Annotated in this window: 15 protein-coding genes; 10 read left to right on the forward strand and 5 right to left on the reverse strand. The window is 69.4% G+C overall.

Going from position 1 to position 19,343, the window contains the following annotated elements; all coding sequences use genetic code 11:
• Positions 1-8: 8 nt before the first annotated feature.
• On the forward strand, positions 9-575 hold the full coding sequence (locus ASG17_RS09555; protein WP_056102300.1) for an alpha/beta family hydrolase: 567 nt from the start codon (positions 9-11) through the stop codon (positions 573-575).
• Here the strand turns inward: ASG17_RS09555 and metC are convergent.
• Positions 572-1,762: a cystathionine beta-lyase gene (gene metC / locus ASG17_RS09560; protein WP_056102302.1), complete on the reverse strand. Its 1,191-nt coding sequence runs from the start codon at positions 1,760-1,762 to the stop codon at positions 572-574. The two genes, ASG17_RS09555 and metC, sit on opposite strands and share 4 nt — an antisense overlap.
• A gap of 78 nt (positions 1,763-1,840) precedes the next feature.
• Between metC and ASG17_RS09565 the strand changes: the two genes are divergently transcribed.
• Positions 1,841-2,959 carry an amino acid ABC transporter substrate-binding protein gene (locus ASG17_RS09565; protein WP_082496170.1) on the forward strand — a complete coding sequence of 373 codons (1,119 nt, stop codon included), beginning with the start codon at positions 1,841-1,843 and terminating at the stop codon, positions 2,957-2,959.
• A gap of 26 nt (positions 2,960-2,985) precedes the next feature.
• Positions 2,986-4,299 carry a dicarboxylate/amino acid:cation symporter gene (locus tag ASG17_RS09570; protein ID WP_235560397.1) on the forward strand — a complete coding sequence of 438 codons (1,314 nt, stop codon included), beginning with the start codon at positions 2,986-2,988 and terminating at the stop codon, positions 4,297-4,299.
• On the opposite strand, the gene sseA is transcribed toward ASG17_RS09570, so the two are convergent.
• Genes sseA through ASG17_RS09585 form a run of 3 tightly spaced genes read right to left on the reverse strand, consistent with a single transcriptional unit; the run spans position 4,296 to position 7,892 of the window.
• A complete protein-coding gene (sseA, locus tag ASG17_RS09575; RefSeq protein ID WP_056102308.1) occupies positions 4,296-5,135 on the reverse strand; it encodes a 3-mercaptopyruvate sulfurtransferase in 840 nt (279 codons plus the stop codon). The genes ASG17_RS09570 and sseA overlap by 4 nt on opposite strands.
• Positions 5,136-5,177: 42 nt before the next feature.
• Complete coding sequence (locus ASG17_RS09580; protein ID WP_056102311.1) at positions 5,178-6,389, reverse strand: cyclopropane-fatty-acyl-phospholipid synthase family protein; 1,212 nt, start codon at positions 6,387-6,389, stop codon at positions 5,178-5,180.
• A 24-nt stretch (positions 6,390-6,413) separates the two neighbouring features.
• On the reverse strand, positions 6,414-7,892 hold the full coding sequence (locus ASG17_RS09585; protein WP_056102313.1) for a deoxyribodipyrimidine photo-lyase: 1,479 nt from the start codon (positions 7,890-7,892) through the stop codon (positions 6,414-6,416).
• Between the two features lie 99 nt (positions 7,893-7,991).
• Here ASG17_RS09585 and kdsA point away from each other — a divergent pair, with 99 nt between their 5' ends.
• The 5 genes from kdsA (at position 7,992) to ASG17_RS09610 (ending at position 13,242) form a co-directional block, all read left to right on the forward strand.
• Positions 7,992-8,870 carry a 3-deoxy-8-phosphooctulonate synthase gene (kdsA, locus tag ASG17_RS09590; protein WP_200935049.1) on the forward strand — a complete coding sequence of 293 codons (879 nt, stop codon included), beginning with the start codon at positions 7,992-7,994 and terminating at the stop codon, positions 8,868-8,870.
• A 44-nt stretch (positions 8,871-8,914) separates the two neighbouring features.
• Positions 8,915-10,363 (forward strand): D-glycero-beta-D-manno-heptose 1-phosphate adenylyltransferase, encoded by a 1,449-nt coding sequence (rfaE2, locus tag ASG17_RS09595; RefSeq protein WP_235560424.1) that lies wholly within the window; start codon positions 8,915-8,917, stop codon positions 10,361-10,363.
• A complete protein-coding gene (gene rfaD, locus ASG17_RS09600; RefSeq protein ID WP_056102319.1) occupies positions 10,360-11,358 on the forward strand; it encodes an ADP-glyceromanno-heptose 6-epimerase in 999 nt (332 codons plus the stop codon). The genes rfaE2 and rfaD overlap by 4 nt, the downstream gene beginning before the upstream one ends.
• Positions 11,355-12,461 (forward strand): DUF3089 domain-containing protein, encoded by a 1,107-nt coding sequence (locus tag ASG17_RS09605; RefSeq protein ID WP_056102322.1) that lies wholly within the window; start codon positions 11,355-11,357, stop codon positions 12,459-12,461. Before rfaD ends, ASG17_RS09605 begins: the two co-directional genes overlap by 4 nt.
• Positions 12,462-12,537: 76 nt before the next feature.
• Positions 12,538-13,242 carry a hypothetical protein gene (locus ASG17_RS09610; protein WP_156367789.1) on the forward strand — a complete coding sequence of 235 codons (705 nt, stop codon included), beginning with the start codon at positions 12,538-12,540 and terminating at the stop codon, positions 13,240-13,242.
• An 11-nt stretch (positions 13,243-13,253) separates the two neighbouring features.
• On the opposite strand, the gene recG is transcribed toward ASG17_RS09610, so the two are convergent.
• Positions 13,254-15,335, reverse strand: coding sequence for an ATP-dependent DNA helicase RecG (gene recG, locus ASG17_RS09615; RefSeq protein ID WP_056102329.1), 2,082 nt, complete (start codon positions 15,333-15,335; stop codon positions 13,254-13,256).
• Between the two features lie 83 nt (positions 15,336-15,418).
• On the opposite strand from recG, the gene ASG17_RS09620 reads away from it, so the two are divergent.
• Positions 15,419-15,730 carry a succinate dehydrogenase assembly factor 2 gene (locus tag ASG17_RS09620; RefSeq protein WP_056102332.1) on the forward strand — a complete coding sequence of 104 codons (312 nt, stop codon included), beginning with the start codon at positions 15,419-15,421 and terminating at the stop codon, positions 15,728-15,730.
• Positions 15,730-19,194 (forward strand): transcription-repair coupling factor, encoded by a 3,465-nt coding sequence (gene mfd, locus ASG17_RS09625; RefSeq protein WP_056102335.1) that lies wholly within the window; start codon positions 15,730-15,732, stop codon positions 19,192-19,194. The genes ASG17_RS09620 and mfd overlap by 1 nt, the downstream gene beginning before the upstream one ends.
• Positions 19,195-19,343: the final 149 nt, after the last annotated feature.

Genomic DNA, 19,343 nt, shown 5'->3' on the forward strand with positions numbered 1-19,343 from the left:
GCCATCTCATGACCGACCTCGCCATCGCCCACGCCATCTATCTGGCCGGCGATTCCTACCCCTCGGACGCGCAGATCGAGCGGGAAGTCCGCGGCCGTTTCGGCGGCGTCGCCGCCTCATGGACCGGGCAGAGTGATCTGATCGAAGAATCCGGCGCCGGTGTCTTGGTGAACAGTATCGACGTGCGCGTTCAGCAACTGGCGCGCCTGCTGCCTGAACCGGCCGCCGCTTTGAAGGCCGTGCTGTTTGGCCGATCATCCGGCGCGCGCGCCGCCACCGCCTTCGCGTTCCGGCGACCGGTCCGCGCCGTGGTCTGCCTGGGCTATCCGTTCCGAAAGCCGAACAAGCCCGAGCAGCCGGGCCGCTACAAGCATCTGGCCGCGACCACCGTGCCGACCCTGATCTTCCAGGGAACCGACGACGCCTACGGCGGCCGCGGCGTGGTGGACGACTACGCGCTCAGCGACGCGGTGCGGGTTCGCTTCGTCCAGGCCGACCACACGATGCGTCTGGACGCCGAGGGATGGGCCTTCTTCGAGCGGGAGACGCGCGCCTTCCTCTCGGCCCTCGCCTAGAGCGCTGCGCGCCAGGCGCCGAGGCCCTGCGCCAGATCGGCGATCAGGTCTTCCGGCGCCTCCAGTCCGATGTGGAACCGCAGCAGTTCGCCCGACAGCTTCGGCGGGTGGCGCCGATAGGCCAGTTGCGGCGTCTCGTGCGTCGCCAGGCTCTCGAACCCGCCCCACGAATAGCCCAGCCCGAACAGCTCGAGGGCGTCGAGGAAGGCGTGCGCCGCCGTCGTCGAGCCGCCCTTCATCACCACGCCGAACAGCGCCGCCGCGCCGGTGAAATCGCGCTTCCACAAATCATGGCCGACCGAGTCGGGCAGGGGCGGGAACAGGACGTCGCTGACCTCAGGCCGATCCTGCAGCCACTTCGCCACCTGCAAGGCCGCGCGCGCCTGGGCTTCGTAGCGCAAGGGAAGGGTCCGAAGCCCGCGCAGCGCCAGCCACGCCTCATCCGGCGCCAGGCGCCATCCATACAGCTCGTGGCAGTCGCCGATCTGCTTCGCCAGCGCCGGGTCCCTCACGGCGGTCGATCCCGCCACGACGTCCGAGTGGCCCGAGACGTATTTCGTCAGGGCCTGGGCGCTGATGTCCACGCCGTGCGTCAGCGGCTGGAACGCCAGACCCGACGCCCATGTGTTGTCCATCAGCGTCATCACGCCCCGCGCCCGGCAAGCCGCCGCCATCGCCGGAATGTCCACCATCTCGAAGGTCAGCGAGGCCGGCGCCTCCAGGATCACCAACCGCGTCGTCGGGGTCGTCAGCGCCAGTATGGCCTCGGCGTCCGCCTCGGCCGGATGGAAGACCGTCTGCACGCCCCACCGGGCCATATGACCCGTCAGGAACCGCCGCGTCGGACCGTAGGCGGCGTCCGAACACACGACCTGATCGCCGGGCTTCAACACCGCCATAATCGGCAAGGTCATGCCGGCCAGGCCCGACGGCGTCAGCCAGACATCGGTCGCCCCCTCGAGATCCGCCAGCGCCGCGGCCAGCGCCCGCCCGGCGGTCAGATCCTCGATGCCGTACGTCGGCCCCAGGGTGGCGTCCCGCAGATCGCGCGCACGGTCGCTCAGCATGGTCGAAGCACGCTCGACCGGCGGATTGACGGGTCGCCGCCCCTGGCCCTTGCGCGTCGCTGAGGCGATCAGCCGTGTGCTCGGTGCGCGGGGCCCGGTCGTATCGTCGCTGGCGGTCATGTCGGGGTCGAGGTCCGGTTGCAGTCTTAGGCCTAAGGGCTTCTAAAGCGGACGGTGCACAAGTTTGAAAGGCGAGGCATGAGCGGCGGAGCACGCAGAGGCGTCTGGCGGGGGGCGGCGATCGGCGCCCTGACCCTGCTGCTCGCCGCCTGCGGACGCGATGCGCCCAGCCCCGACAAGGCCTCCGATGCGCCCGCCGCTTCGACGCAGCCGACCGAGGCCGCCGAACTGGCGCCCAGCGCCACCCTTCGCGCGATCAAACGGCGGGGTCGGTTGAACTGCGGCGTCCATCAGGGTCTGGTCGGCTTCGCCTACACCGACAATCGCGGTCAGTGGCGCGGCTTCGACGTCGATTTCTGCCGCGCGATGGCCGCCGCCATCTTCGGCGACGCCGACGCCGCGCGCTTCGTGCCCCTGTCGGCCGAGCAGCGCTTCGACGCCTTGCGCGAGGGCCGCGTCGACGTTCTCTGGCGCAACACATCCTGGACCATGACGAGGGACGCGGGCCATGGCTTCGTCTTTGCAGGCATCAACTACTACGACGGCCAGGGCTTCCTGGTGCGCCGCGCGCTCGGCCTGACCAGCGCGGCGGAGCTGTCGGGCGCCCGCGTCTGCATGCAGTCGGGATCCAGCGCCGAGGCCAACGCCGCCGACTTCTTCCGCCAGCGGGGCGTCGAGTATCGCCCCGTCCTCCTGAAGACCGAGGAAGCGCAGCGCCAGGCCTATGCCGCCGAGCAGTGTGACGCCTTGACCGGCGACGTCGCCGCCCTGGCCGCGGCGCGGGCGGTGATGTCCGATCCGCAGGCCCATGCCGTCCTGCCCGACGTCATTTCCAAGGAGCCGCTGGGCCCGGTGGTGCGCGCGGACGACGAGCGCTGGGCCGCGCTGACCCGCTGGGTGCTGGACGCCGTCATCCTGGCCGAGGAATTGGGCGTCACCCAGGCCAACGCCGAGGCGCTGCGCGCCTCCAGCCAGGACCCGCGCGTGCGCCGGCTGCTGGGCGTGGACGGCGATTTCGGGGCCATGCTTGAGCTGGACGACGACTGGGCGTTCGACGCCGTGCGCGAGGTCGGAAACTATGGCGAGATCTTCGCGCGCAGCCTGGGCCCGCAGTCGACGCTCGACCTGGCGCGCGGTCTGAACGCACAATGGAACGCGGCGCCGCCCGGACTGATGTACGGGCTGCCGATTCGCTGAGGGCTTGGCTGATGCCGGGGGACGAGATGGCTGACGGACACACCAGGTCCAATCTTCACTGGCTGATGCTGCTGGGCTTCGTCGTCGGCCTGGCCGGCGGCCTGGCGGTCAATCTGATGGTCGGCGGCGACGTCGCCTGGGTCCAGTGGGTGACCAGCAACGTCACGGGGCCGCTGGGCCAGATCTTCCTGCGCCTGCTGTTCATGCTGGTGCTGCCCCTGCTGTTCGCCGCCCTGGTCGTGGGGGTCGCCGAGATGGGCGACCTGTCCAGCCTCGGGCGCGCGGGCCTGAAGACGCTGCTGCTGACCATCGTCATCTCGGGCATCGCCGTGGTCATCGGCCTGGCCATGGTCAACATCTTCCGGCCCGGGGACGGCGTCGATCCGGCGTTGGCGCAGCAGCTCCTGAACCAGGGTGCGGCGGGCGCGTCGGCCATCGTCGAGAATGCGCCGGGATCGGTCCAGGCCGGCCAGTTCTTCCTCGACCTGATTCCGTCCAACGTCTTCACGGCGGCGGCCGAGAACCAGATCCTGCCGGTCATGGTCTTCGCCCTGTTCTTCGGCGTAGGCCTGGTCATGGCCAAGGGCCCGGCCACCGACCGCCTGCAGCAGACGATAGAGGGGCTGTTCGAGGTGATGATGAAGCTCATCAACCTCGTCATCAAACTGGCCCCGTTCGCCATCGCCTGCCTGATGTTCAATCTGGCGGCGCTGTTCGGATGGGACCTGCTGGTGCGACTGGCGGCCTATGTGGGCGTGGCGGTGGGCGCCATGGCGATCCACATGTTCATCGTCTATCCGCTGGCCGTCTGGGCCCTGGGCGGCATGTCGCCGCTGCGCTTCTTCAAGGGGGTGCGCGAGCCGATCGTGGTCGCCTTCTCCACCGCCTCGTCCAACGCCAGCCTGCCGGTCTCCCTGCGCGCCGCCGAGCAGAACCTGAAGCTGCCGCGCCGCATCGCCCGCTTCGTCCTGACGGTGGGCGCCACCGCCAACCAGAACGGCACGGCCCTGTTCGAGGGCGTCACCGTCCTCTTCCTGGCCCAGTTCTTCGGCGTCGACCTGACCCTGACCCAGCAGATCATCGTCATGCTGGTCTGCATCCTGGGCGGCGTCGGCACGGCGGGCGTCCCGGCCGGTTCGCTGCCGGTGGTGGCGATGATCCTGGTCATGGTCGGCGTGCCGGCCGAGGGCATCGGCCTGATCCTGGGCGTCGACCGCTTCCTGGACATGTGCCGCACGACCCTGAACGTCACCGGCGACCTGGTGCTGGCCACCATCGTCTCGCGCGGCGAGACCGACCTGCCGGCCGATTCGGCGGACCCGACGGCCGACCCGGCCTAGGGTTCGATGCGCGCGTCCGCCCGGCCGCCCCATTCTGCCCAAGAGCCGTCGTAGAGGCGCGATGTGGCGCCCGGCGCCTGCCCCAGCTCGGCCAGGCCCAACGTCAGGATCGCCGCTGTCACACCGGAGCCGCAGCTGGTGATGATCGGCTTCCGGGGGTCCAGGCCGGCGTCGCGGTAGGCCGCCGTCAGGGCGTCGCCCCGCTTGAACGTCGCGTCGTCGTTCAGCAGCTTCACGAACGGCAGGCTTCTGGCCCCCGGCATGTGTCCGCCGCGCAGGCCCGCGCGCGGTTCCGGCGCCGCGCCCTCGAATCGCGCGGCGGAACGGGCGTCCGCGATCTGCACACGGCCATCCAGCGCGGCGACGACGTCGTCGAAAGCGGCGGTCGTCTCGGGGCGGTGGCGGGCGTTGAAGTCCGCCCTGACCGGCGCCGCCGATGCACCGTCCTCGACCGGGCGGCTCTCGGCGATCCACTTCGGCAAGCCGCCGTCCAGCACGCGCACCCGCGCCGCGCCCATGACTGTGAACATCCACCAGATGCGCGCGGCGGAGACCAGCCCGAGGGTGTCGTACACCACGATCTCGTCAGCCTCTGACACGCCCAGCGAGCCGGCATGGTCGGCGAACGCTTCGGGCCCCGGCATCATGTGGGGCAGGGCAGAGGCATGGTCCGACGCCGCCTCCAGGTCAAAGAAGACGGCGCCCGGAATGCGCGCGGCCTCGAAGTCGGCCCGCCCGTCGCGCCCGTCCAGGTGCCAGCTGGCGTCGATGACCCTCAGATCCGCGGCGCCCAAAAGAGCGGCCAGTTCGTCGGTGGAAATCAGGGGCGAGGTCATGGGCGCTCTTCTAGCAGAGGCGTCCGGCCCTCGCAGCCCGCTTCAATCCCGCTCCAGCGCCAACTGGATCACGTCGGTCCGCTTCGTCCGGAACCCGGCTTCGCAATAGCCGAGATAGAACCGCCACAGCCGCCAGAACCGCACGTCGAATGTCGCCAGTTTCTCCAGCTGCGGCCACGCCGCCTGGAACCGCTCGTCCCACTGTTTCAAGGTATCGGCATAGTCGATGCCGAACCGCTCCACCGACCGCCACTCCAGCTTCGACGCCGCGATCACGGGCCGCAGCCGCTCCTCGGACGGCAGCATTCCGCCGGGGAAGACGTATTTCTGGATGAAGTCCGTGCGGAACGCATACTCCTCGAACAGGGCGTCCTGGATCGTGATGATCTGGAGACCCGCGCGCCCGCCGGGCTTCAGCACTTCGTGGATCTTGTCGAAATAGGTCGGCCAGTACTGCTGGCCCACCGCCTCGAACATCTCGATGGAGGCGACACGGTCGAACCGTCCCTCAATGTCGCGATAGTCCATCAGGCGGATGTCGGTCCGATCCGCCAGGCCGGCCTGATGCAGTCGCTTCTGGGCGAAATCGAACTGTTCCTGCGAGATCGTCACGCCGGTGACGTGGGCGCCGATCTCACGCGCCGCATACTCCGCGAAGCCGCCCCAGCCGCATCCGATCTCCAGCACGCTCATGCCGGGCTTCAGGTCCATCAGCCGCGCCAGCTCGGCGTATTTGCGCTCCTGCGCCGCCTCCAGCGACTGCCCCGCCTCGGCGAAGCGCGCCGAGGAATAGGTCATGCTGGGGTCCAGCCAGGCGCGGTAGAAGTCGTTGCCCAAGTCGTAGTGGGCGTGGATGTTCTTGCGCGATCCCTTGCGACTGTTGGCGTTCAGCCGGTGCCCGATCCAGTTCACCGCCAGCATCAGCCAGTTGCCGTCGAACAGCCGCCGGATATGGTCATAGTTGTCGGCCAGCACCTCCAGCAGGGTCGCCAGCTGCGGCGTGTCCCACTCGCCGGCCATATAGCCTTCGGCGAATCCGATATCGCCCGACGCCAGCGTCCGCCGCGCGAACCGCCAGTCGTGCACGTTCACGATGGCGCTGGGCCCTGGCACCTTGCCGTGAAGCCGGTGGCTTTCGCCGTTCGGCGTATTGATTGTCAGGTCGCCCTTGGTCCAGTTGGCCGCCAGCAGGCGCAGCACCATGTTGGCGCGCGGCGGGGCCGTAAGCCCGATCTGGTCGGTCACCGCGCTCATCGACCGGCCCTCTGCGCCATCAGGTCAGGCATCGTCATACTTAGACTTGGCCGCGGTCTTGAGGGCGTCCAGCGCGCGTGTGCGGGCCTCGCCGTGGTCGACGATCGGGCGAGGATAGTCCGCGCCCAACCTGACGCGGGCCTGCGCCAGGACGTCGGCCGGCGCGGTCCACGGCGCGTGGATCCAGCGGGTGGGCAGGCCGCGCAGTTCCGGGATCCATCGCCTGACGTAATCGCCGCTCGCATCGAATGTCTCGCCCTGGCTGATCGGGTTGAATATTCTGAAGTACGGAGAGGCGTCCGCTCCGGATCCAGCGACCCACTGCCAATTCTGGACATTGTTCGCCAGATCGGCGTCCACAAGGGTGTCCCAGAACCAGTCCTCGCCTTTGCGCCAGTCGATCAGCAGGTGTTTCACCAGGAATGACGCCGCGATCATCCGCACGCGATTATGCATCCACCCGGTGGTCCACAACTGGCGCATTCCGGCGTCCACGATGGGATAGCCGGTCTGTCCGGCCTGCCAGGCCTTCAGCCCCCTCGCGTCGCTGCGCCACTCGGTATTGTCGAACTCGGGCCGGAAGGCGCGGTCCGGCATCGTCGGGAAGTGGTGCAGCAGTTGCGCGGAGAAGTCGCGCCAGCTCAGCTCCTTGCTGAACTTGTCCACCTCCGCTGCGGGCGCCTTGCCGGCCTCGCCCGCCTTGCGCGCGGCCATGACGGCCCGCCACGGGCTGATCTCGCCGAAGTGCAGGTGGGGCGACAGGCGACTGCCGCCGACCTGGGCCGGATGGTCGCGGCCGACGCTATAGGTCTTCAGCGCGCTGCCCACGAATGTCGCCAGCGCCGCATGCGCGCCGTCCTCGCCCGGCGCCCAGTCGAAGCCCTTGGACCAGTCCGGCTTGTCGGGATGCAGATTCCAGTCGGCGACCGCATCGCTTCTGATGCCCTCGGGCGTCGCGATCTCGCGCGGTCCCATAGTGTGCGGGGGCGGTTCGGCTGCATCCATCAGGGCGCGATAGAAGGGGGTGAAGACCTTGTACGGCCCACCCGACCCCGTCATCACCCCGCCCGGCCGGCACAGCAGCGTGCCGTTGTAGCCCTTGCAATCGACCCCATCGGCCATCAGCGCATGGGCGATGTCCGCGTCTCGCTCGGCGGCGCGGGGCGTGAAGAGGCGGTTCATGAACAGGGTGTCGGCGCCCGTCTCGTCGATCAGCCGCCGCAGCTGACCTTCCGATTCGCCGCGACGCAGGATCAGCCGCGATCCGCGCGCCTGCAGCGCCGCGTCCAGCGCCCGCAGCGACTTGTCCAGCCACCACAGGCTGGCCGCGCCCGGCCGCCGATCATAGTCGAGGTCCAGGATGTAGACGGGGATGACGGGGCGACCGGTCGCGGCCGCGTGCTCCAGCGCTGGATTGTCCTGCAGCCGCAAGTCGTTGCGGAACCACAGGATCACCGGCTTGCCGTCTGTGGTCACCGTCGCGTCCCCCGTGTTAGCTTGCATGCCAACTTGTTTCTGGCTGCACGCGGCGCCACCTGAACGCCGCATAGCTTGGGCATCAGCCCGCGCCTAGACGCATCGAGACGATAGAAAGTTCCGCCCGTGAGCCAGCCCAACGCCGTCATCGAGATTTCCGAAGGCCTGAGCCGCCCGGTCAGCATCGGCGGCGGCGGCCGGATCGCCTTCATCGCCGGCCCGTGCCAGCTGGAGAGCCGCCAGCATGCGCTGGAAATGGCGCACGCGCTGAAGGAGATCGGCGAGCGTCTGGACGTCGGCATCATCTACAAGACCAGCTTCGACAAGGCGAACCGCACCTCGGCCGGCGCCGCGCGCGGTTTCGGCCTGGAGGGCTCGCTGCCGATATTCGCCGAAATCCGTGAGACGGTGGGCCTGCCGGTCCTGACCGACGTCCACACCGAGGAACACTGCCGCATCGCCGGCGAGGTCGTCGACGTGCTGCAGATCCCGGCCTTCCTCAGCCGCCAGACCGATCTGCTGCTGGCCGCCGCCGCCACCGGCCGCGTCATCAACATCAAGAAGGGTCAATTCCTGGCCCCCTGGGACATGAAGAACGTCATCGCCAAGGTCACCGGCGCCGGAAACCCCAACGTCATGGCCTGCGAGCGCGGCGCCAGCTTCGGCTACAACACCCTGGTTTCGGACATGCGCGCCCTTCCGGTGCTGCGGGCCATTGGCTGCCCCGTCGTCTTTGACGCCACCCACTCGGTCCAACAGCCAGGCGGGCAGGGCACGTCCTCGGGCGGCCAGCGCGAGTTCGTGCCGGTGCTGGCCCGTGCGGCCGTGGCCGTTGGCGTCGACGCCGTCTTCATGGAGACGCACCAGGACCCCGACAACGCCCCGTCGGACGGCCCCAACATGGTGCCGATCAGCCAGTTCGAGGCTCTGGCCGCCGAACTGATCGCCTTCGACGACCTGGCGCGCCGCACCGGGGCCAAGGCCCCGCTGGCCCAGGCGGCCTGACCCGCCCCGCCGTGACGGAAAGCGCCGCTCTCGACCTCGGCGGTCTGCAGGCCCTGCTGGACCGCGTGCGCGACGTCACCGTCGCCTGCGTCGGCGACCTGATGCTGGATCGCTACGTCTATGGCGAGGTCAGCCGTATCTCGCCCGAGGCGCCCATCCCGGTGCTGAAAACCACGCGCACGGTCGCCATGCCCGGCGGCGTCGGCAATGTGGCCCGCAACGTGGCCTCGATGGGCGGCATGGTGCGGCTGGGCGCCGTGGTCGGCGCGGACGCGGCGGGCGATGAACTCGAACGTCTGTTCGAGGGCGAGGGCCGGATCGAGACCCGCATGACCCGCGCCGAAACCGTTCGCACCATCGTCAAGACGCGCTTTGTCTCGGCCGGCCAGCAGCTGTTGCGGCTGGACGAGGAAGACGCCCCCGGCGCCGCTGAGGCCTCGCCCGAGGCTCTGGAGGGCGCCCACGCCATCCTGATCTCCGACTACGCCAAGGGCGTGGTGTCCGCCGATCTGCTGGCCGCCGCCCATGCCGCGAGCGCAGCGTTCGGCGCGCCCATCATCATCGACCCCAAGGGCCGCGACTTCGCGCGCTACGGCCCCGTCGATCTGATCAAGCCGAACGCCTCCGAACTGGCCGGCGCCACCGGCCTGCCGGCCGGGACGGACGCCGAGGTCGAGGCCGCGCTGGCCGCCCTGCTGGCCGCCTGCGAGGCCAAGGCCGTCGTCGTCACCCGCGCCGGCAAGGGCATGAGCCTCGCCCGGCGCGGCCAGCCCGTGCTGCACGTCCCCGGGCGCGCGCGAGAAGTCTTCGACGTCTCCGGCGCCGGCGACACCTGCCTGGCCGCCTTGGGCCTCGCCCTCGCGACCGGCGCGGACCTGGAGCAAGCCGTGGCCCTGGCCATCCTGGCGTCCGGCGTCGTGGTCGGGAAATCGGGCACCGCCGTCGTCACTCCCGCCGAGCTGCTGGACGCCGAAATGAGCCAGCACGCCTCCGCCGCCATGGCCAAGGTCACGCCCCTGGACGATCTGGCCGAGGAGGTCGAGGCCTGGCGCCGCCAGGGGCTGAAGGTCGGCTTCACCAACGGCTGTTTCGACATCCTGCACCGCGGCCACGTCGCCTATCTGGCCCAAGCCCGCAGCTGGTGCGACCGGCTGGTCGTGGCGCTGAACACCGACGCCTCGGTGCGACGGCTCAAGGGCGAAGGTCGCCCGGTCAACGATCTGGACAGCCGCGCCGTCGTCATCGGCGGTCTGGCCAGCGTGGACCGCGTGACGTCCTTCGACGATCCCACCCCCGTCCGCTTGATCGAGCGCCTGCGTCCCGACGTCCTGATCAAGGGCTCGGACTACACCCGCGAAGGCGTGGTCGGCGGCGATCTGGTCGAAAGCTGGGGCGGCGAGGTCCGGCTGGCCGACTTCAAGGACGGCTTCTCTACCACGCGGACCATCGAACGCATGACCTCACAGAATTCCGCGAATGGGGCGTCCGCATGAGCCCGCCGATGATCGTCGTCACCGGCGGGGCCGGCTTCATCGGCTCCAACATCGTCGCGCGGCTGGCCGCCGAGGGCCGACACGACGTGGTCGTCTGCGACCGCTTCGGCACGGCCGACGAGGCGAAATGGAAGAACATCGCCAACCACGACGTCGCCGACATCTGGTCGCCGGAGGAGCTGTTCGAGCGGCTGGAGCAGCACCGCGATCAGGTCGTGGCGGTCATCCACATGGGCGCCATCTCCTCGACGACCGAACAGGACGTCGATCTGATCGTCCGCACCAACTTCAGCCTGTCGCGCGACGTGTGGGCGTGGTGCACCCAGCACGCCAAGCGGCTAATCTACGCCTCCTCGGCCGCCACCTACGGCGACGGCGATCAGGGCTTCGAGGACGACGACGCCTTGGTCGCCCTGGCGGCGCTGAAGCCCCTGAACGCCTACGGCTATTCCAAGCGGCTGTTCGACGAATACGCCGTGCGTCAGGCCGGTCGCGGCCAGGCCCCGGCCCAGTGGGCGGGCCTGAAATTCTTCAACGTCTACGGCCCCAACGAATACCACAAGGGCTCGATGAAGTCGGTCGTGGCCCAGATCTGGCCCAAGGTGGCGGCCGGCGAGCCGGTCCAGTTGTTCAAGTCGCACCACCCCGACTACGTCGACGGCGGCCAGTTGCGTGACTTCGTGCATGTCGACGATGTGGTCGATATCATCGCCTGGCTTCTGGAAACGCCGGACGTCTCCGGCGTGTTCAACGCCGGCTCCGGTCAGGCCCGCAGCTTCGCCGACCTGGCCCGCGCCACCTTCGCGGCGGCCGGACGCGAGCCGCAGATCACCTACATCGACATGCCCGAGGTGCTGCGCGAACGGTATCAGTACTTCACCGAGGCGCGCATGGATCGCATCCGCCGGCGCGGCTATCCGGGCCAGTCCACCCCGCTGGAGACCGGCGTGCGGCGCTACGTCGAGTACCTGTCGCGGCACGACCCGCATCGATGAAGCGTGCGCGCCTGACCGCCAGACAATGGGTAGGATACGCCGGCTTCGCGCTGGCCTTCCTGTCGGCGGGTGCGGTCGCGGTGTGGGGCGGCGACATTCTCCAGGCCGGACTGGACCCGCAGGTGCCGTTCCAGACCTACCGCCCCCCGCCGGCGCCCGACTACACGAAGGACGACGCCTGGGCCCTGCGCGACCAGCGCCTGCCGATATCGGGCCAGGCAGCGGTCTTCTTCGTCCACTCCACCACCTATGACGGCGGGCGAGAGTGGAACGGTCCGATCGACGACGGCGCCGCTTTGGGGTATCTGCGCCGCGTGGTGCTGCCCAACTACGCCGCCCCCTTCGCGCGGGCCGGATCGGTCAGCGCGCCTCTGTACCGCCAGGCCAGCCTCTATACCCGCCTGACCCTGCGCGACGACGCGCGTGACGCCCGCGCCTTCGCCTACCGCGACGTGGCGGCGGCATTTGACGTCTTTCTGCAACGCCACCCGACCGGCCCCATCGTCATCGCCGGGGTAGAGCAGGGGGCAGAGCTGCTGGACCGGCTGCTGCGCGAGCGGATCGCGCCGGACGCGGCGCTCGCCCGGCGCCTGGTCGCGGCCTATCTGATCGATGCGATCGTGGTGGCGGATCGTGTCCCGCGCCAGACGCCGCCTTGCCGCGCGCCCGACCAAACAGGCTGCGTCGTCGCGTGGTCAGACGTTCGTGAAGGCCTCGACGAAAGCGCCGCCAACCGGCGCTTGAGACGCGCGCTCGTTTGGAACGACAGCGGACGATTGGTGGATCTGGGAGATCGCAAGCCGCTTTGCGTCAATCCCATGCTCGGCAGGGAAACCGAGGAGCACGCGCCTAGCCGCATTCACAGAGGGGCGACGAACGCCAGCAGCCTGGAATGGGAGGCCCGCCCCGCCCTGATGGCGCGGGAGGTCGGGGCCGTCTGCAGACGGGGCATTTTGCGGGCCGAATACAGCAACTTGGAATCGTTTCGAGCCCGTGGCACATGGGCCGAAAGACGTAAGTCGCGTCAGTACAATCTGTTCTACGGCGATATCGAACATGACGTGGAACAACGCTTGCGAGCCTGGTCGGCCGACGCGAGCTGATGAAGGCTGGCACGCCCCCCTCGACGCCATCGTTGTCCTGAATCTGGATCGGCGGCCCGACCGAATGGCGTCCTTCATGCAAGTCTGGGCGCATCTGATTCCAGGCGAGAAGCTGCACAGGCTCTCGGCGACGGACGGACGCGCGCTTTCCGGCTTTGGTCAAAGGCCTTGGTTCCGGGGCCGTAAGCGTGACGCCACATGGGCGGGACGCGCAGGCTGCGCCCTTTCCCACGCCCGCGCCCTGCGGCTCGCGCAGGAAAAGGGATGGGAGAAAATCCTGATTCTGGAGGACGACGCGGTCCCGACCGACGCGTTCGACGGCGAGGGCGTTGCGCGCGCCTTGGGGACACGCATGTGGGACGTGCTCTATCTCGGAGCCGCCGAGGCGCGTCATCAGTCGGGGCGTCGGAGCTCCGACGTCATTCCGATACGCGGCGCGTTGGACGCCCACGCCTATGTCATGGGTGCGCGGGCGCGGGATTGGGCCGCTCGGCAGTTGCCTGTCGAGGCGAATATCTGGGATTGGATCGCTGGGGAGCGGGCCTTGGACCGCTGGTATTGCCGTGAACTGGGGACCGGCTTTTCGATCGGCGCGTTCCGCACGCGTCAGGTCGCGCAGCGCGACGACATTTCCGACATCACCATGCGGGTCGCCGGATACGGGGGCGACGATCTCCTCTCCTACGACGGTCGCTCGCGCCTCTCGCAGCATGCCTCCGACATCTATGACCGCACAATGCGCGGGCCCACGCCGATCCTGAAGCGGCTCGTGGGCTTCTAACGGGGACGGGTCTAGTCGATGGCGGCGCTGTCGCGCCAACTGTAGAGCGCCTCCAGCACTCTCAGCGCCTCGCCCCTTGGCGACGTCAGCTCCGGATCACGTCCCAGCACCAGCCGCGCATCGTCCGCCGCCGCCGCGATCAGGTCGCGGTGCCTGAACGGATCGGCGAACCGATAGGCCGGGAACCCGCTCTGGCGCAGGCCCAATGGATCGCCGCCGCCGCGCAGGCGAAAGTCCTCCTCGGCGATCTCGAACCCGTCCTCGGTGCGCCGCAGGATCTCCAGCCGCTCCTTCGCCACCTCGCCAAGGCCGGCGTTGGCGTACAGCAGGATGCAGGCGCTCTGGGCCGCGCCACGCCCGACCCGTCCGCGCAACTGGTGCAGCTGGGCCAGGCCGAAGCGGTCGGCGTGTTCGATGACCATGATGGTGGCGTTGGGCACATCGACGCCCACCTCGACCACGGTCGTCGCCACCAGCACCGAGACACGGCCGTCGGCGAAGTCGGCCATCACCGCCTCGCGGTCCGCGGTCGGCATCTGGCCGTGCGCCAGCCCGACCTCGACCTTCAGCGCCTTGCGCAAATCCACCGCCCGCGCCTCGGCCGCGGCCAGGTCGGACACGTCGGACTCAGCGACCAGCGGGCAGATCCAGTAGGCCTGCGCCCCCCGGTCCAGCGCCGCGCGCAGCCGCCCGACCACATCGCCGATCCGGTCCTGCGGCAGGACGGCCGTAGTGACCGGCGACCGACCCGGCGGCTTCTCGTTCAGGCGCGAGACATCCAGATCCCCGAACTGCGACAGCTCCAGCGTCCGGGGAATTGGCGTGGCCGACATGCTCAGCAGATGCACGGCCCCCAGGCGGGGATCGCCCTTGGCCTGCAGCCGCTGGCGCTCCGACACGCCGAAGCGGTGCTGCTCGTCGATCACCGTCAGGGCCAGCCGGTCGAACCGCACCGCGTCCTGGAACAGGGCGTGCGTGCCGATGGCGATCTGGGCGCTGCCGTCCGCCAGCGCCGCCATGCGCGGCCGCCGCTCGGCAACCGGATCGCGGCCCGTCAGCAGCACGGCCCCTAACCCGGCCTGCGCGAACATCGGCTGAAGCCGTTGATAATGCTGGCGCGCCAGCAGATCGGTCGGCGCCATCAGCGCCGCCTGGAAGCCCGCCCCCGCCGCATCGGCCATGACCATCGCCGCCACCGCCGTCTTGCCCGACCCGACGTCGCCTTGGAGCAATCGGCCCATCTGGCGGCCCGACGCCATGTCGGCGCGGATGTCCGCCACAGCCCGCGCCTGCGCGCCCGTCAGCGAGAAGGGCAGGGCCGCTTCAAGCGCCGTCGACGCCTCGCCCGCCTGAATCATCGGCGCCGGCAAGGCCTGCCGCTGCCCCCGCCGCCGCGCCAGCGCCATCTGGTGGGCCAGCACCTCATCATAGGCCAGCCGCCGCCGCGCCGGCGCATCCGGCCCCAGGTCCATCTCGCTCTCGGGCGCGTGCAGCCGCTCAAGAGACGCCCGCCAACCCGTCCAGCCGTTGGCTGTCCGCCACGCCGCGTCCTGCCACTCCGCCAACTCCGGCAGCGTCGCCATCGCCAGGGTCACGAACCGCCGCAGCTGCCGTGCCGGCAGGCCCGCCGTGGTCGGATAGATCGGCTCGGTGCGCCCGATTTCGTCCGCCCGCTCGACCGGCAGGATGTAGTCGGGGTGCGTCACCTGCACCTCGCCGTTGAACCGCTCGACCTTGCCCGACACGATCCGCCGCTCGCCGCGTGGGGCCAGCCCCTCCACCTGACGCGGCGATCCGCCGAACCAGATCAGATGGATGAAGCCGCTGGGGTCCGACGCCCGCACCTTGAACGGCGCGCCGATTTTGTGGGGCGGGATCAGCCGGTCGATCACAACATCGAAGATGGCGACCTCGCCTTCTACCGCATCGCTGGCCGTCGTGTGCCGCCGCTGGATCACGCCGGCGGGCGCCAGGAAGGCCAGGTCACGCACCAGTGGCCCGGCCGCCTTGGCGATCATCGGCGCCAGGCGCGCACCGACGCCCTTGAGGCTGGTGACCTCGGCGAACAGCGGAAAGAGAATCTGCGGGCGCATCTGTGGTCACCATAACTGGCGCCGCGGCGGCTGGAACGCTATCTGACACGACCTGATGAATGAACGGACCGGCAAGGAACCGCGTGGCCGATATCGACTCACGTCCCGACACCCATGCCCAGCGATTGGGGCGGATGCGTTTCCGCGCCTGGCGGCGCGGCTTCCGCGAGGCCGACATGGTGCTGGGCCCCTTCGCCGACGCCCAGCTGGAAAGCCTGAGTGACAGCGAGCTGGACGCCTTCGAGACCCTGCTGAACGAGGACGACGCCATCCTCTACGCCTGGATCGTCGGCCGCGAGCCGGCCCCCGCCGCCCACGCCGGCCCGGTGATGGATCGGCTGCAGGCCTTCATGCGCGACCATGTGGCCAAGGCCGTGTCCGAGGGCATCGGCTGATGGACGGCGCCCTTCCCACCCGTGACGACCAGGCGCTGAACGGCGCGCCCGAGGGACTGGACGCCCTCATCGTCGCACAGCGGGTGCGCGCCGCCGGCGGCGTCGCCCTCATGGTCGCGCGCGACTACCAGCGCGCGATCAGCTTCACCCAGGCGCTCGACTTCTTCGCCAAGGACATTGAGGTTATTCAGTTTCCCGCTTGGGACTGCCTGCCGTACGACCGTCTCAGCCCCAGCGCCGCTGTCTCGGCCCAGAGAATGGCCGCCCTGACCCGCCTCGCGCGCGGCGCAGCGACTGAGGTTTCTGGCGACAAGCCCCTGCTGGTCATCGCCACGGTCGCCTCGGCGGCCCAGCGCGTGCCGCCGCGCAGCATCACCCTGGCCGCCGGCTTCGAGACCCGCGTCGGCCGCGACCTCGATACCCAGGGGCTGGAGACCTATTTCGCGGCCAACGGCTACGTCCGCGCCTCCACCGTCTCCGAACGCGGCGAATACGCCGTGCGGGGCGGGGTCATCGATGTCTTTCCGCCGGGCTTCTACGAGCCTGTGCGCCTCGACATGTTCGGCTCCGAGCTGGAATCCATCCGCACCTTCGATCCGGCGACCCAGCGCTCGACCGGCCAGCGTCAGGCGGTCGATCTGGCCCCCGTGTCCGAGGCCCTGCTGAGCGCCGAGACAATCTCGCGCTTCCGCACCGGCTATCTGCAACGCTTCGGCGCGGCCGGCGACGACATGATGTACGCCGCCGTCAGCGAGGGCGCGCGCCGCCAGGGGCTGGAGCAGTGGCTGCCGCTCTTTTACGAGCGGCTTGAAACCCTGTTCGACTATCTGCCCGACACGGCCCAGGTCTTCATCGACCATCAGGCCGACGGCGCCCGCGCCGAGCGCTGGAGCCTGGTCGCGGACGCCTATGCCGCGCGCCGCGAGGCGGCCCAGGCCAAGGGCGGCGCCGCCCACCGCGCCCTGCCGCCGGCCGAACTTTATCTGGACGAGGGCGACTGGAACACGGCCCTGGCCGGCCGCGCCGTGCGCCGCCTGTCGCCCTTCCATGGCGGGACCGACGATGCCGGCGGCCGGCTGGGGCGGGCCTTCGGGGCCGAGCGGGCGCAGGATAGCGTCAATCTGTTCGAGGCCGTCGCCGACCACGCCAAGGCCATGCAGGCCGAGGGCCGCAAGGTCCTGTTCGCGTCCTGGAGCGAAGGCTCGTCAGAGCGCCTCGCCGCCATGCTGGGCGACCATGGGCTGCCAACCGTCGTGCCGGTGCGCGACTGGGCCGATGTCGAGGCGGCCAAGCCCGACCTGATCCTGCGCGGCGTCCTGCCGGTTGAGCACGGCTTCACCACCGACAGCATCGCGGTGATCTCCGAGACCGACATCCTGGGCGACCGTCTGGCGCGGCCCCGGCGCAAGCGGCGGGCGTCCAACTTCCTGGCCGAGGCCTCGGCCCTGACCACCGGCGACTTGGTCGTCCACCTGGACCACGGCATCGGCCGGTACGAAGGTCTGCGCACGCTGGATATCCAGTCGGCCCCCCACGACTGTCTGGAAATCTTCTACGCCGGTGACAGCAAGCTGTTCCTGCCCGTTGAGAACATTGACCTTCTGACCCGCTATGGCTCGGAGACCGAGGGGGTTCAGCTGGATCGCCTGGGCGGCGCCGCCTGGCAGACCCGGAAGGCCCGCGCTAAGGCGCGCCTGCGCGAAATGGCCGAGGGGCTGATCGCCCTGGCCGCCAAGCGCGCCCTTCGCGAGACCGACGCCATCAACCCGCCGCAGGGTCTGTTCGACGAGTTCTGCGCCCGCTTCCCCTATGAGGAGACGGACGACCAGCTGAACGCCATCGGCGACGTGCTTGAGGATCTGGGCAAGGGCACGCCGATGGATCGCCTTATCTGCGGCGATGTCGGCTTCGGCAAGACCGAGGTGGCCCTGCGCGCCGCCTTCGTCGTGGCCATGACCGGCCAGCAGGTGGCCATCGTCTGCCCCACGACCCTTCTGGCGCGCCAACACTTCAAGACCTTCAAGGAGCGCTTCGCCGGTTGGCCGGTGAAGGTGCGCCAGCTGTCGCGCCTGGTCACCGCCAAGGACGCCGCCGAGACCCGCGCGGGCCTGAAGGACGGCTCGGTCGAGATCGTCGTCGGCACCCACGCTGTGCTGTCCGAACAGGTCGGCTTCCGCGACCTGGGCCTCGTCATCGTCGACGAGGAGCAGCACTTCGGGGTCAAGCATAAGGAGAAGCTGAAGAGCTTCCGCGCCGACGTTCACCTGCTGACCATGACGGCGACGCCGATCCCGCGCACGCTGCAGATGGCGCTGTCGGGCATCCGCGAGATGTCGATCATCGCCACCCCGCCGGTCGATCGCCTGGCGGTCCGCACCTACGTCACGCCCTGGGACGCCGTCCTGATCCGCGAGGCCCTGCTGCGCGAGAAGTATCGGGGCGGCCAGGCCTATTATGTCGTGCCGCGCCTGGCCGACCTGCCGGACGTCGAGCAGTTCCTGCGCGAGAAGGTGCCGGAAGTGAAGTTCGTCGTCGGCCACGGCCAGATGAGCCCGACGCAGCTGGAGGAGGTGATGAGCGCCTTCTATGACGGCGAGTACGACGTGCTGCTGTCGACCACCATCGTCGAGAGCGGCCTGGACATCCCCACGGCCAACACCCTGGTGGTCCATAAGGCCGACATGTTCGGCCTGGCCCAGCTGCACCAGATCCGGGGCCGCATCGGCCGGGCCAAGGCGCGCGCCTTCGCCTATCTGACCACGCCGGCCAACAAGCCGCTGACCCTGTCGGCCGAGCGGCGCCTGCAGGTGCTGCAGTCGCTCGACAACCTGGGCGCCGGCTTCCAGCTGGCCAGTCATGACCTGGACCAGCGCGGCGGCGGCAATCTGCTGGGCGACCAGCAGTCGGGCCACATCCGGGAGGTGGGCGTCGAACTGTACCAGCAGATGCTGGAGGACGCGGTCGCCGATCTGCGAGAGAACGGGGAAGGCGAGGGCGTCGATCGCGGCTGGTCGCCGGCGATCAATGTCGGCGCGGCTGTCCTGATTCCAGAGAGTTACGTCCCTGACCTCAATGTCCGCCTTAGCCTCTATCGCCGCCTGTCGGACGCCGAGCAGAGCCAGGACCGCGAGGCCCTGGCCGCCGAGCTGATCGACCGGTTCGGTCCCCTGCCGGACGAAGCCAGGCAGTTGCTGCGCATCGTGGAGATCAAGGCCAACTGCAAGACGGCCTGCATCGAACGCATCGACATCGGGCCCAAGGGCGCCGTGCTGACCCTGCGCAACAACAGTTTCCCCAACCCGGCGGGCCTCATCGGCCTGATCCAGAAGAACCACGCCTTCTGGAAGATCCGCCCGGATCAGAAGGTGGTCGTGACCGGCGACTGGCCCAAGCCCGAGGACCGTCTGAAGGTGGCCGAGAAGATCACGGCCGATCTGGCCCGGGTGGCTGGCGCCGCTGCCTGACCCTTCTCCCCTCGGGGGAGAAGGTGGGCCGCGATTGCGGCTCGGATGAGGGGGACGCCGGCCTCATTAACAACGGCTGACGTTGGGAGTGCTTCCGACCGCCCCCTCAACCGTCAGGCTTCGCCTGCCACCTTCTCCCCCGAAGGGAG

This window comes from Brevundimonas sp. Leaf363 (genome assembly GCF_001424025.1).
In the GTDB taxonomy this organism is placed as follows: Bacteria; Pseudomonadota; Alphaproteobacteria; order Caulobacterales; family Caulobacteraceae; genus Brevundimonas.

Coding starts and splice junctions, on each gene's coding strand:
- ASG17_RS09555 (WP_056102300.1), top strand. CDS start 9: ATGACCGACCTCGCCATCGCCCACGCCATCTATCTGGCCGGCGATTCC.
- metC (WP_056102302.1), bottom strand. CDS start 1,762: ATGACCGCCAGCGACGATACGACCGGGCCCCGCGCACCGAGCACACGG.
- ASG17_RS09565 (WP_082496170.1), top strand. CDS start 1,841: ATGAGCGGCGGAGCACGCAGAGGCGTCTGGCGGGGGGCGGCGATCGGC.
- ASG17_RS09570 (WP_235560397.1), top strand. CDS start 2,986: ATGGCTGACGGACACACCAGGTCCAATCTTCACTGGCTGATGCTGCTG.
- sseA (WP_056102308.1), bottom strand. CDS start 5,135: ATGACCTCGCCCCTGATTTCCACCGACGAACTGGCCGCTCTTTTGGGC.
- ASG17_RS09580 (WP_056102311.1), bottom strand. CDS start 6,389: ATGAGCGCGGTGACCGACCAGATCGGGCTTACGGCCCCGCCGCGCGCC.
- ASG17_RS09585 (WP_056102313.1), bottom strand. CDS start 7,892: ATGCAAGCTAACACGGGGGACGCGACGGTGACCACAGACGGCAAGCCG.
- rfaD (WP_056102319.1), top strand. CDS start 10,360: ATGAGCCCGCCGATGATCGTCGTCACCGGCGGGGCCGGCTTCATCGGC.
- ASG17_RS09605 (WP_056102322.1), top strand. CDS start 11,355: ATGAAGCGTGCGCGCCTGACCGCCAGACAATGGGTAGGATACGCCGGC.
- ASG17_RS09610 (WP_156367789.1), top strand. CDS start 12,538: ATGCAAGTCTGGGCGCATCTGATTCCAGGCGAGAAGCTGCACAGGCTC.
- recG (WP_056102329.1), bottom strand. CDS start 15,335: ATGCGCCCGCAGATTCTCTTTCCGCTGTTCGCCGAGGTCACCAGCCTC.
- mfd (WP_056102335.1), top strand. CDS start 15,730: ATGGACGGCGCCCTTCCCACCCGTGACGACCAGGCGCTGAACGGCGCG.